Here is an 11,409-nt window from a genome sequence, read left to right on the forward strand (position 1 = left end):
CTCATCACGGCAGCAAAGAAGCGTATCGTCGGCGCATTGTGGAAGCAATGTGATCCCACTTCCCCACAGGATCGCAAGGACGAAGTATCTACCGGGGGTTGTAGACATAGACCAGTCCGCCAAACAGTTGAGGGAGGAAGACGGCGCTTCCTTCCCACTGGTACTTGCTCTTGTCTCCAAGCACTTCGAACGATATCTCCTTGGAATCTGCGTACGGAGCCAGTATGTACATCCGCCCTCCAAGGACAATCCCGATGGTATCCGCAGCGATGAGTCCAAGAACTACACCCGCAGAACCGGACAGCACCGTAGAATTCCCGGACTCTGCTGGGAAAAGGGACGTTCCTCCGAACGATAACGTTATCCCACCTATCGCTGGAGGCTCCAACCGCCCCAGATAGATGGTACCAAGATACCCAAACAGCTTGAGATTATTTGATCCGCTCGCTTCGATCGCCGTCCCGCTCTTCGCTGTCGCCTCCACATCCGTTGGCAAATACAGAAAAGTGAGACCCCCGGCGACATGATCGCCGATGGAAGCAAGAAAGTCGGCTCCCATGACCGGACCAGTTCCGATCTTCTCGGAAATTGAGGCTACAACCTTTCCTTGGGAGAAACTCTCAAGCTTCGCTGTTTCGTCTAGCAACCCAATTGCTACTCCGCCTGTGATCGTTGCAATCGTGGATTCGAGGCCCCGCCCGAAAGCATCCGTCCTTCTCCTTCGAGAACGGAAGCCCCTTCGGGTTGGTCGTCTGGAAGCCCGTTCCAACTCCCTCGCCAAGTCGTTTCCGACCACGATCAGAATCTCGTAGCGGGATTCGGACGGGAGCTGCTCAACAGAGTCGGATTCTTCAAGAAGCCCCTCTTTCAAGTCCTTGCAGGTCCATACGTGCATAGGCTTGCAAAGGATCTTGGTTTTCCCCTGCACTTTCTTTGCTCGTCCGACTCCTTTGATGGTGTATCCCTTCTTGGCAAGCAATTCGCGGGTTAATTCTGCCGTGTGTTCATCGTCGGAAGCGTTCAAGATCACAATCTCCGGATTGGTGGCATAAGAGGGGAAGGGGCCAGCGATGACAACACAAAGTATGACGAGGTAGACGGTTCTACTCGTGCGTGGTTTGCGCCGAGGCCAAGCTGGAGATCCCCGTCGCCCACCGATCACGATCTTTGGAAATGGATTGGAGAATTCGCAGTCACGCCAGTCCGAAAAGTTTGAGCATCAACCCGAATAGAATGATACCCACGATCCCCCACACGATGTCAGATCGTGAAACTGGTCGGAGAACGTATTTCCTGAACGCTTCTTCCTCTGGAGTGGTAGTTTCCTTCTCAGGGTCGGTCTGAGAATCCAACCCTAGACTCTTCCATCCTGTCTGTTTCCGGGAAAATAGCCCTGTACCTGGGAAACTTGCTTGCGTGTGAACACCCATCGGGCCGATGCCGAACCGCAAGCCCTTGACGCGGAAACTCGACCCGACGCCCTTCTTGCTCAAGTTCAGCCGTAGTCCGCCACCGAGATTGATCGATTTTCTGAAGTTTAGGCCCATTCGTCCCCCTTTTTCTTGGTCAATTGGTTCGATGCCAACCCCCGATCATTCTGCGCAATACCTCTTGCCTGGACGATAGCATAGGGTTGCCCCGTAGGCAACTCTACGGAATCCCCGTCTTGGTAGCGTCCGCGCGTGGAAGCGGATTACCGGAAATCGCTCGGACGGAAAATCGAGAAGCTACGGCAACGTAGGAAAATGACCACGGAAGGTCTCGCCTGGGCTTCCGACCTGAGCAAGAGCTACCTTGGTCGGGTTCAGCGAGGTGAGCGGCTCCCTTCAGTAGACGTTCTTGCGAAACTCGCCAAGGTCCTGGGATGTAAAGTCCGAGAGTTTTTCGACTTCTGATAGGCCCCCGATTCTCGTTTTCTGTACGCGGAATCGCCTGTTGCCTCGGTGGAACCGGCGCTTGAACGGATCGACCCGGTGCACTGGATCAACACCTGGTTAGCAATCTGAAGCCGGAGGCGCAGAAACGGGCCTGGCGCATCATGAAAGGGGCCTTCCGATAATTGCGATTGAGGCCGGGAGAAAGATTCCGAGCGTAGTGGTTGTGGCGTGGATCACCGAGGCTTTTGTCGTGAAAGTCCCCGACCTCCTCAATTTCGGGTTGTAAAAGAGTGCCTCCGCTGCTTTCTCGCTAATTCTCTTTTTTTCGCGGTTTTCAGAATTTCGGGGGGAAGGAATCGGACTTGTTGATATTCTGTTGACAACGTCGAGAAAACGGGCGGTTAGGTAGCCAAGCCCGGAAAGTGAACCAAGACAAATGGTCATTTCTCAATAAACGTCAACAAACACCCCAGAAAAGTGAAACACGGCGCACCGTGTCTGTTTCCACTCAGGAGCGTGAGGGACGGCGCAAGGTGGCGATGACGATTTGATCCGTTGTTTCCTGCGCGTCGATCTCCCCTATCCCGGAAAATCTACTTCCTGTTTCCTTTGTCATGGGCTGAAGAATCTTTCAAGCTGCGAATTCTTGGACTTTTGCAATATGCACCGTATGTCACGGTACTGAAGCCGTTCGCGGTGAGCCTGCCGAGCCAAACACGGTGTACTTCCAAGAACTTGCCTTTCGACAACCACATGGCGCACGTGCTGGGAAGCGCAGCAAAGCCCAATCTGTAGGAATCCGACGATTTTCAGAAATTGAAAAGAAGCCTTCTCAGGGTAAAGAAAGAGAAAGCAAGCAAATGAATCCGTAAAGAAAAAGGAGGAATTGAATGGCTGAAAACAAAGGCCGCGCGGCATTCACTCCAGCGCGGCCCGAACTGAATCACAATCGGCAAAATAAACCATGGACAGGATCACGTCAACCATCATTTTCCACAACCCCTTACCTTGCATATACCGGTTCTAACCTTGCATTTCTTCCCGATGTAGATCGAGATTGGCATCTGTCAACGTGCGGAGGTCGCCTTGCGACCATTTACGTTCCATCGACCGGGAGGGCCATCTACGTTCACGCTGGGTGTAATTCAAGAACCTGCGCAATTTCCGCCCGAAAGCGGCGACGCCGCCATTGGCGCAAATACCGCCCCGTCCTAATCACGTTTAATCACCCTAGTTTCGTCGTTCTCACCATCCGTCGAGTCCGCTTGGCGGACCTCACCGATGCCGTCGACGCCCTCAAGCGATGTTTTGCCAGACTTCGGAGGTCCAAGGTATGGCCAATCAAGGCCGGTTTTTGGTCGGTGGAATTTACCGTTGATTCCGAATCGGAAACTGCCTTCCCTCACCTCAACATCATTGGTTTGAAGGGGGGATGGATCGTCAAAGCGCGACTCAGGAAAGCTTGGCGCAGGATCACCCGGAAGGAAGGACTTGTGGCCAACGACCTCCCCTACGTAAACCAAATCCATACACCCAAACATCGGCGAAACGTGTTCAAGTACTCAATCAAGCCCTTGCGGATTCGGAAAAGGATTCGGGTCCAAGTCGATCGAGCTATCAGAGGAAAGCGTCTTTTCGGCACTTTTGGCCCGCGATCCTATTTCCGCCTAGCACTACGGCCGAAGTCCCGAAGTGCTTTCTTTCGTCAGACACCTGACGTGAACGACGTTATCGACAGCCTCTTCCTTCCTGTCAATGTGCCTGCCCTCGAAGAGGACATACTCAATTCGCGCGATGACGACAAGGACGAAACCTTCTGGGGTCCAGCGGAACTCTTCGGATTCGAATAACAGGATTGAAAGGTGACTGATGGGCCTAGCGGGTCGGCCCGGCGAATGCCGGAAATGCTACGTTTTAAGATTCAGGGTCTCAGGGTAAAGAAAGAGTGTGGAGACAGATAGTGAAATGAGACTCCGGGCGACGAGCCGCATGAGGGCGGTGCTGTTGTCACAAGATCCGGCCGGAATTGGTGCGGTTTCCGCGATACTGCGGCGAGTCGCACTACCGCCCTACCGAGGGCATGGGAACGCGCCGGTCATCCGGAAATCCGCCCTGGAAGGGCCTTTCTGAAATGGCCAGGAACACGAAACCTACCGAGCCGAGAGAATGCCCGGCATGTGGGCGGGAATTCTTGGTGAGCAAATGGAACGGCAAGAAACGGTATTGCAGCCGGGAGTGCCAAACCCGTGCGGCCAGCCAGCGGCAATACGTGCAGTTCAAGGAGGCTCTCGCCGCCGTGAAGAGGTCAGCCGGGTAGGGTATGGACACCACCACGGAGGTGAGTCCATTCCCGTCTCCGGGCGGCTGTGCCGAGCCGTTTTCAGTTGGACCCATCCAGGCGGAGAAATTGACCGGCATGAGTCGGCATTACTGGCGGCAACTTGCTTACAAGGGGGTCATTCGTTCATTCAAGGTGGGGCGTCGTCTGCTCCTTGATTGGGGCGAGGTGAAAGCCCACATCGAGAAGCACCAAGTTGAACGAAAGGCGGCGACCTCAATCGAAGAGCGGCACTCTTGACAACACGATTGGATATGCTACCGTTGGTAACGTGAGCGCAAGGCGTGTCCGGCAGATTCGGAAAAGGCTTGGTCTCACACAAGCGGAATTGGCTGAACGCCTTGGAACGACACGGACAACCATTTCACGCTGGGAAGCCGGTATCCGGCAGCCATCGCGTATGGTCCTGAATGCTCTTGGTTGGTTAGTGGAGATTTCCGGGAAGTCGCTGAAAGGGGGGAAACGTGCCTAGACCGACGGGCTTTTTTCTCTCCGGGGTTGCGGGGATCGGCTATCCAATGCCCTCCAAGCGGTGCCCGCCGACGGCCCGGATTCGAAGTTGCCCGGACGCAGGAATTTCGAAGTGGATTCGGTGCGCGTCATCCATGCGGGAGCGGAGAGCGGGCCTGCCGCCTATTTCAATTTTCTCCGTATGAAGCGACGGATGGAAAAGGTTTCCACTGGCGAGACAGCAAGCCTTGATGAAACGGGATTTCAGGTTCTTGTCCCATGAGTCCACGGTATCAAGTTCGGCAGGCGGAATGACGATTTCGAAGCGAGCGGTGGACACGTCCGGCGTGGGCCGCGGCCTACCGAGCGGTCTTACGCCACTGTTTCAGTTCTTCAGGCGTAAGGGCTTCCTTGAGTGTGCGGTAACGAACGACCGGGAGCTTATCCAGCATCTTCTTGATGGCGATGGACTCCGCGCGGGTTCGCCCGTAATTGGGAACCTTCGCGGATTTCTTTCCTCTTCCGTTCTTCACGCTTTCAGTGTACTCCCGGCCCGGAAGCCGGTCAAATGGAAGGAGGGAAGTCATGCCTAGACCGAGGCTGAAACCTTGCAAAGGCGTCACACCGCTCAAGGATGGCCGGTACCTGGTCCGGTACGTGGATCAATTTGGATCGGACCACAAGGAAATCAAGGCCACGCTTCAAGAGGCCATGGACCGCAAGCGGGAAGTAACGGAGGCCATCGGGCGGGGGGAACGCCCCTGGATGGAGCGGAAGGACAAGCCGGTGCTGTTCGATGAAATCGTCGCGGACAAACTGGCGGACATGGATGACAAAGGGAGAAAATCGGCGAAAAAGTATGAGGCGGCTTTCCTCACCTTCTGCGAGAAGGCATTTTCCGGGAAGCCGGTGGACTTGATTACCCCCCGTGCCATTGAAGATTTTTTGCGGGCGCTACAAAAGGCGGATGGCGAATTCAAGGGGGCCAACCTGCACGGTCAAGGACGCGAAGGGGCCACGCTGAACCGTTATCGGGCTTTCCTCTCCGGTTGTTTCCGGGTGGCGGTGAAGAACGGGAAGGCGAAGTACAACCCGGTGTCTCAAGTGGACCGGAGGGACGAAAAGCCCCCGCGTGACGTGTACCTGACGGTCAAGGATGAATCCGCGATCCTGGAAAAGTGTCCGGGTTGGCTCCGGCCCGTTGCGGTGCTTGGGTTCGACACGGGGGCGCGGCTGTCGGAGATTCTCGGCATTCGGTGGGAGGATGTGGATCTGGACCGCCGGGAAATCCACTTCCCGGAAACGAAGAATGACCAACCCCGGACGATTGCGATGACGGAGAGGGTGAAAGCGATCCTTGGCAACTTGCGGTACGGCGGGCTGGTGTTTTCCATGCTCGGGCCGCGCCGGTATGGGAATGTTGAACCCGTGGTCGCGTCGGTTCCATTGGGACGTGTGTTCCTCGCCAAGCGGGATGCCGTTTCACGCGCCTTTGTGAAAGCGGCGAAGGATGCAGGTTTCGCGGATTTCCATTTCCACGATACCCGGCATGTGTGCGCTACACGGCTGGCGGAATTGGGCTTTCCTCAAAAGGCCATTGGGGAATGGCTGGGGCACTTGACGCCATCGGTCACGGCCCGGTACATCAACTTTGCAAAGGCGAAAGCTTTCAAGCAGACTATGGCCCGCGCCCTTTCCGGGGAGAAGGCGGGCGGATTGCCCCAAAATGCCGGGTTTTCCGCCCCTACCGGAAGCCTACCGGAAGCGGAAAAGATGGCTTCCGGGATGGCTCCTAACCCATTGATCTTGCTTGGCCGGAGTGGCGGAATGGCAGACGCAGCGGACTCAAAATCCGCCGGTGGCAACGCCGTGGAGGTTCAAGTCCTCTCTCCGGCATTGGCTTCGTCATGCGAGCATTCCTTGCTCGCGAAACAAGGAAGCCAATACGGCCGGCCTCCTGCCGGGCCGCACTTTCTTCGTGAGCGCGGACATCGTTTCCGCCGAAAAGGTTGAAAGTGCGGCGGGCATCCGGCCCGACCGCACTTGCTTCGTCATTCCGACCTTCCATGGTCGGCGTCGGATGAAGCGAGGTAGTCGCGGGCTTTACGCCCGCGTCCCTTCGGCGAGACGACCCCTGAAGGGTGCGGCTCCCTCTGGCAAATGGGCCTCGCTTCAGTCCTGCGGAGGGGGTTCGGTGGGAAGGGTGACGGTGAAGGTGGATCCCCGGCCGGGCTCGCTCTGCACGTCCACTGTGCCGCCGAGGAGATCCACGAATTTTCTGACGATGTAGAGCCCCATGCCGACCCCTCCCCGCGAACGATCGTGCTGCCTTTCCGCTTGGCGGAACATGTCGAAAATGTGGGGCCGGTCTTCGGAGGGGATTCCGATTCCCGTGTCGGCGACGGTGAGCTGGATCTTTCGCTCATCGGGGAAGTGCTGCAGGGCCACCGCCACGTGGCCTTTGTCCGTGTATTTGACGGCATTGTCGACCAAGTTTTGAAAAATATGGCGGAGCTTGAGGGCATCCGTGCGAATCGTGGGCAGATCTTCCGGGTAGTGCCATCCCAGGTCGATCTCCTTCGCGAGCGGCGTGGAGTAGGCGGCACGGAGATCTTCCATGAAGATACGCAGGGAGACGTCCCGTGATTCGGCGCGCGCGCCGCCCGTTTCGATCCGGGTGGCCTCGAGGATGCTGGAGATCATGGCGTGCAGGTCGCCGGCGTAGCGCATGATTTTCGCGAGCGCCGTTTGCTGATTGGTTGTGATGGACCCCAGCAGGCCTTCGCGAAGCATCTTGGCGTAACCAATCAACGCCGTGAGCGGCGTTCGAAGTTCATGCGACATGAAGCTGAGGAATTCCGATTGAACGCGGTTGGCCTGGAGGAGATCGTCCGCCTGCCGGCTCACCTTCTCGTAGAGCCTGGAGTTGCGGATGACCATGCCCGCCTCCGAAGCGAGACTGGACAGGAGGTCCACCTCCGCCTTGGAGAAGGCGTGGGCCGAAAAGGTGTAGACCGAAAGAACGCCCAGCGGTTCTTCCTGGGCCTCAAGGGGAATTCCGATGCACGATACGAGGCCCTTCCGTTCGAATAGATCCCGATCCAGGGTCGAAGGATCCGTCTGCACGTTCGCGACGAACACGGGATTCTTGCCGCCCAAGGCGGAATGACAGTGACAATGGGGCGATTCCAGGCCGTGACGCCGTGCGCCTTTTTCTTCGAGCCCCCGGAGGGCCGCGGGTTCCAGTTTTCCGCTCTCCGGATTGACGAGGCAGATGCAGGCTACGGTGGGAAAGCCCAGGACTCGAGCGGATTCCTCGAGGAGGACATTGAGCACGGCGTGGGGATCGAGATTGGCGCTGATGGCGCGGTTCACTTCCCGGAGTGTCGCCAGCCGCTCGAAGTCCCGCTGCATCTGGCGACGGGCTTCGTCCGCGTCTTTCCTGGCCTTTTCGGCCTCCGCAAAGAGTCGCGCGTTGTCGATGGCGAGGGCCGCGTGGGCGGCGAACTCGCGCGCCCGGCCGAGGTCTCCTTCTGAATACGGGCAGTGAGAAGGGCCGCCGACGAAGGTGACCACGCCGAACGTGTGGCCGCGGGCGGTGAGCGGGACATGCATGGCCGTTCGGGCGTTGGCCTTTCGCATGAGTTCGAGGTGACGGGCGTCCCGCGCGGTCTGTTCGAACAGGGCCGCCGGAATTTCGGGTATCAGCATCGGCTGCCCCGACCGTAACGCGTGTACCACGGGGTGGGACTCCTCGGTTACCGTCGGGGCATAGCCGTGCAGTTCACGAGCCAGGGCGTCCTTCTCCGGATCGTCCCTCGGGACCCAGAGATGGTTGAGCCGTCCTTCATCGTCGAGCCGATAGATCGCGCACCAGTCGGCGATCCGTTTCTCGGCCAGATGGATGATGCTGTGGAGCGTGGCATCGTAGTCGAGCGATTCGACGAGGACGCGGCCGGCTTCCGTGAGGAAGTCCGACCATCCTTCGGCCCGTTTCCGCTCGCGGCGGAATTCCGTTTCGCGAAGCTCCCGCTCGATGGCGGGCAGGAGCCGCGTGAGGTTTGCTTTGGTGACGTAGTCGGCCGCCCCCATCCGCATGGCGGCGACGGCCGTTTCCTCTCCGATCGTTCCCGAGATGAAGATGAGCGGCGTTTGGAGTCCCGATTCCTTGAGGATCGAAAGGGCCTCCGTGCCGCTGAAGTGGGGCATGGTGTAGTCGGCGAGAACGACGTCCCAGGGGCGGGCCTTGAGGGCGGTGGTGAAGTTCTCGGAGGACTCCACGCGATCCCAGCGCGGGTCGATTCCGGCTTTGCGGAGATGGTGAACCACAATCTCCGTGTCCTGCTCGGAATCTTCCACGAAAAGGATTTGAAGCGGCTTGTTCATGGTTTTCGCATCCGGTCTAATCGGCGGGTGGGGATGCTCCCAGACTCGTGCCACGGGCACAATACCGCACATACCCTATTCGCCGAGCAGTCCGGCACCAATGTGATGTAGATCACAAGTGATAGCACGTGTTACTTGGCGCAATTACAGTGCCATCCCTCCAAGAACTTGTTTCGAGCACACGAAAGAACTAGTAATTATTAGATGTTGGATAAATCGCCTTAGGGGCCAATGAATTCTTTCAAACTGAGAGGGTGGAGATGGGGGTACGGGGACGACAATCCTGGTCAGATTGTCACGTGGATTTGACGGGGGTGCGTTCTGTTATATGAATCACCACCCCGTCGAGGCGAGGAGCGGTGAGCGAACCTCCTCGATTCCCGTGATGGTCCGACTCACCTCAGCGGCAGCACGTTCTCGATGTGCTCCCACCAGCACGGTTTCTGAAGATAGGCGCAGGCGCCCGCATCCAGCGCGGCTTGCTCGTAAATTTTTCGCGGAAGGCCGCTGATCACGAGGCACTGGACCGCCGGATCCTGCTTCTTGGCCTCGCGAATGACGTCCAGGCCGCTCCCGTCCGGCAGGTGCATGTCGACGATGATGATTCCGGGCTTCTCCCCCTTGAGCACATGGAGGGCGCCCTTGCGCGTATACGTTTGGGTGACGTCCAGTTTGTGCCGGCTGAGATTCACCGCCCACATGGCGGCGAGGTCGTGATCGTCCTCCACGATGAGAACTTTTTTTCGTTCGGTCTTGTCCTCCACGCGAACCCCCTTTCCCCGGCGGTCCCCACCGGGCCTACGCGAATGGTACGCGTTCGCCGGCACTTGTCAACCTGGGCGGGAATGCTACATTCGCGCGCGTGCCCCCATCACCCCCTCCGGACTCTCAAATCTCAAGTTTCAAATCTCAGAAAAGTGGTGGGATGACCCTGGACGATGCCCTCCGCATCCTCCGAGCCGAGGTTCGGCAGTGGAAAGTGCCGGTCGTCGGTTGGTACTCTCCCGGCGCCGGCGAAATCGCCCCGGGGGTCCGGGCAGAGTCCCGCACACGGTCGCCGTACGCCGTTCTCATCTCCTGCATCCTCTCGCTTCGCACGAAAGACCGGACGACCCACGCCGCCGCTGAAAGACTTTTTGCGGCCGCCTCCACGCCGCGCGATATGCTCACGCTCACGCCGCGGAAAATCGAGAGATTGATCTACCCGGTCGGTTTCTACAGGACAAAGGCAAAAAACATTCTCCGGATCAGCCGAATCCTTCTTGAACGGTGGGGCGGTCGAGTCCCCGATACGATCGAAGCATTGCTGGAACTTCCCGGCGTCGGCCGAAAGACCGCGAATCTGGTCGTCACGCTCGGCTACGACAAGTACGGCATCTGCGTGGATACCCATGTCCATCGAATTTCGAATCGATGGGGCTACGTGCAAACCCGAAGCCCCAATGAGACCGAAATGGCTTTGCGCAAGAAACTTCCACGCCGCCATTGGAAAACATTCAACGACCTCCTCGTGACCTACGGACAGAACCTCTGCGTGCCCATTTCGCCGTGGTGCTCGAAGTGCAGGATTTCGTCGTTCTGTCGGAGGGTTGGCGTCAAGACGCACAGGTAGTCCCGCACTTTCCACACCATCGCGGACTTCGTGTCCGCCGTAAAGGTTGAAAGTGCGGCCGGCATCACGCCGGGCCGTCTTTCCAACATGGGCCATTCGTCTATAATGCCGCGGAATAGGGATGGGCAAAATCATTCTCGCCTCGAAGTCGCCCCGGCGGTCGGAACTGCTTGAAAGCATGAAGATTGCCTTTGAGGCGATCCCCAGTGCCGTTCAAGAGAGTTTGAAGGAGGGGGAGGATCCGAAGGACGGTTGCATGCGGCTCGCCTTGGCCAAGGCGTTCGACGTCTGTGAAAAAGTCGACGGTCAGTCGGCGGAGGAATCGTGGGTGATCGGGGCCGACACCCTGGTGGTGGTGAACGGAACCGCCCTCGGCATTCCGAAATCGTACGACCAGGCGCGGCACATGCTGCGGATGCTCAGCGGGCGCGAGCACTGGGTGTTCACCTCGTTCGCCGTGGTCAACTCGGTCACGCGGGGATGGGAGGCGGAGTTGGTCGGAACGCTGGTGAAGATGAAAGAGGTGGACGAGCAGGAGATCGAGCGGTACCTCCAGACGGGCGAACCATTCGACAAGGCCGGGGCCTATGCCATTCAGGGGATCGGGGCGTTCATGGTGGAGAAGATATTCGGCTCGTACACCAACGTGGTGGGGTTGCCCATGGCGGAACTCATTCAGGTCCTGATCAAGATGGGCGCGATTCCGGGGTTCCCGGGGAAGCACGAGGAGGAGAAGAAGTGAGCAC

General features: G+C 58.1%; 13 protein-coding genes, 1 tRNA gene and 1 pseudogene. 9 read left to right on the top strand and 6 right to left on the bottom strand.

Translation table 11 applies throughout. The annotated features are described in order from the left end of the window. Window positions 1-88: 88 nt before the first annotated feature. On the bottom strand, window positions 89-1,024 hold the full coding sequence (locus HYT87_15670) for a hypothetical protein (GenBank protein MBI2061178.1): 936 nt from the start codon (window positions 1,022-1,024) through the stop codon (window positions 89-91). Window positions 1,025-1,193: 169 nt separating this feature from the next. Next, window positions 1,194-1,547: a DUF4236 domain-containing protein gene (locus tag HYT87_15675; GenBank protein ID MBI2061179.1), complete on the bottom strand. Its 354-nt coding sequence runs from the start codon at window positions 1,545-1,547 to the stop codon at window positions 1,194-1,196. Between the two features lie 135 nt (window positions 1,548-1,682). Here HYT87_15675 and HYT87_15680 point away from each other — a divergent pair, with 135 nt between their 5' ends. From HYT87_15680 to HYT87_15700, 5 genes are all read left to right on the top strand, one after another. Next, on the top strand, window positions 1,683-1,895 hold the full coding sequence (locus tag HYT87_15680) for a helix-turn-helix transcriptional regulator (GenBank protein ID MBI2061180.1): 213 nt from the start codon (window positions 1,683-1,685) through the stop codon (window positions 1,893-1,895). Window positions 1,896-2,767: 872 nt separating this feature from the next. Then, window positions 2,768-3,727, top strand: coding sequence for a protein rep (locus tag HYT87_15685; GenBank protein MBI2061181.1), 960 nt, complete (start codon window positions 2,768-2,770; stop codon window positions 3,725-3,727). Between the two features lie 281 nt (window positions 3,728-4,008). Then, window positions 4,009-4,194, top strand: coding sequence for a hypothetical protein (locus tag HYT87_15690; GenBank protein ID MBI2061182.1), 186 nt, complete (start codon window positions 4,009-4,011; stop codon window positions 4,192-4,194). A gap of 3 nt (window positions 4,195-4,197) precedes the next feature. Further along, complete coding sequence (locus tag HYT87_15695) at window positions 4,198-4,455, top strand: hypothetical protein (GenBank protein ID MBI2061183.1); 258 nt, start codon at window positions 4,198-4,200, stop codon at window positions 4,453-4,455. Window positions 4,456-4,486: 31 nt separating this feature from the next. Then, complete coding sequence (locus HYT87_15700) at window positions 4,487-4,687, top strand: helix-turn-helix transcriptional regulator (GenBank protein ID MBI2061184.1); 201 nt, start codon at window positions 4,487-4,489, stop codon at window positions 4,685-4,687. Between the two features lie 39 nt (window positions 4,688-4,726). Here HYT87_15700 and HYT87_15705 read toward each other — a convergent pair whose 3' ends face one another. Continuing rightward, on the bottom strand, window positions 4,727-5,005 hold the full coding sequence (locus HYT87_15705; protein ID MBI2061185.1) for a hypothetical protein: 279 nt from the start codon (window positions 5,003-5,005) through the stop codon (window positions 4,727-4,729). Window positions 5,006-5,024: 19 nt separating this feature from the next. Further along, complete coding sequence (locus HYT87_15710) at window positions 5,025-5,198, bottom strand: hypothetical protein (GenBank protein MBI2061186.1); 174 nt, start codon at window positions 5,196-5,198, stop codon at window positions 5,025-5,027. 52 nt (window positions 5,199-5,250) lie between these two features. Between HYT87_15710 and HYT87_15715 the strand changes: the two are divergent. Both HYT87_15715 and HYT87_15720 read left to right on the top strand, forming a co-directional pair. Further along, a pseudogene (locus HYT87_15715) lies at window positions 5,251-6,321 on the top strand (site-specific integrase). A 157-nt stretch (window positions 6,322-6,478) separates the two neighbouring features. Then, a tRNA-Leu gene (locus tag HYT87_15720) sits at window positions 6,479-6,561 on the top strand. A 276-nt stretch (window positions 6,562-6,837) separates the two neighbouring features. On the opposite strand, the gene HYT87_15725 is transcribed toward HYT87_15720, so the two are convergent. Both HYT87_15725 and HYT87_15730 read right to left on the bottom strand, forming a co-directional pair. Then, window positions 6,838-9,051 (bottom strand): GAF domain-containing protein, encoded by a 2,214-nt coding sequence (locus HYT87_15725; protein MBI2061187.1) that lies wholly within the window; start codon window positions 9,049-9,051, stop codon window positions 6,838-6,840. Window positions 9,052-9,446: 395 nt separating this feature from the next. Continuing rightward, the gene (locus HYT87_15730) at window positions 9,447-9,815 is read right to left on the bottom strand and encodes a response regulator (GenBank protein MBI2061188.1); all 369 of its coding nucleotides are present in this window, start codon (window positions 9,813-9,815) and stop codon (window positions 9,447-9,449) included. Window positions 9,816-9,976: 161 nt separating this feature from the next. Between HYT87_15730 and HYT87_15735 the strand changes: the two genes are divergently transcribed. Both HYT87_15735 and maf read left to right on the top strand, forming a co-directional pair. Further along, window positions 9,977-10,663, top strand: a complete 687-nt coding sequence (locus HYT87_15735; protein ID MBI2061189.1) for an endonuclease III — start codon at window positions 9,977-9,979, stop codon at window positions 10,661-10,663. Between the two features lie 121 nt (window positions 10,664-10,784). Then, on the top strand, window positions 10,785-11,405 hold the full coding sequence (gene maf / locus HYT87_15740; GenBank protein MBI2061190.1) for a septum formation protein Maf: 621 nt from the start codon (window positions 10,785-10,787) through the stop codon (window positions 11,403-11,405). Window positions 11,406-11,409 lie beyond the last annotated feature (4 nt).

The organism is Nitrospirota bacterium, assembly GCA_016180645.1.
In the GTDB taxonomy this organism is placed as follows: Bacteria; JACPQY01; JACPQY01; order JACPQY01; family JACPQY01; genus JACPAV01.

What these genes read in the sequence shown, in the direction of transcription:
- maf (MBI2061190.1), top strand. Translation starts at nt 10,785, where the DNA reads ATGGGCAAAATCATTCTCGCCTCGAAGTCGCCCCGGCGGTCGGAACTG.
- HYT87_15695 (MBI2061183.1), top strand. Translation starts at nt 4,198, where the DNA reads ATGGACACCACCACGGAGGTGAGTCCATTCCCGTCTCCGGGCGGCTGT.
- HYT87_15725 (MBI2061187.1), bottom strand. Translation starts at nt 9,051, where the DNA reads ATGAACAAGCCGCTTCAAATCCTTTTCGTGGAAGATTCCGAGCAGGAC.
- HYT87_15685 (MBI2061181.1), top strand. Translation starts at nt 2,768, where the DNA reads ATGGCTGAAAACAAAGGCCGCGCGGCATTCACTCCAGCGCGGCCCGAA.
- HYT87_15690 (MBI2061182.1), top strand. Translation starts at nt 4,009, where the DNA reads ATGGCCAGGAACACGAAACCTACCGAGCCGAGAGAATGCCCGGCATGT.
- HYT87_15735 (MBI2061189.1), top strand. Translation starts at nt 9,977, where the DNA reads ATGACCCTGGACGATGCCCTCCGCATCCTCCGAGCCGAGGTTCGGCAG.
- HYT87_15675 (MBI2061179.1), bottom strand. Translation starts at nt 1,547, where the DNA reads ATGGGCCTAAACTTCAGAAAATCGATCAATCTCGGTGGCGGACTACGG.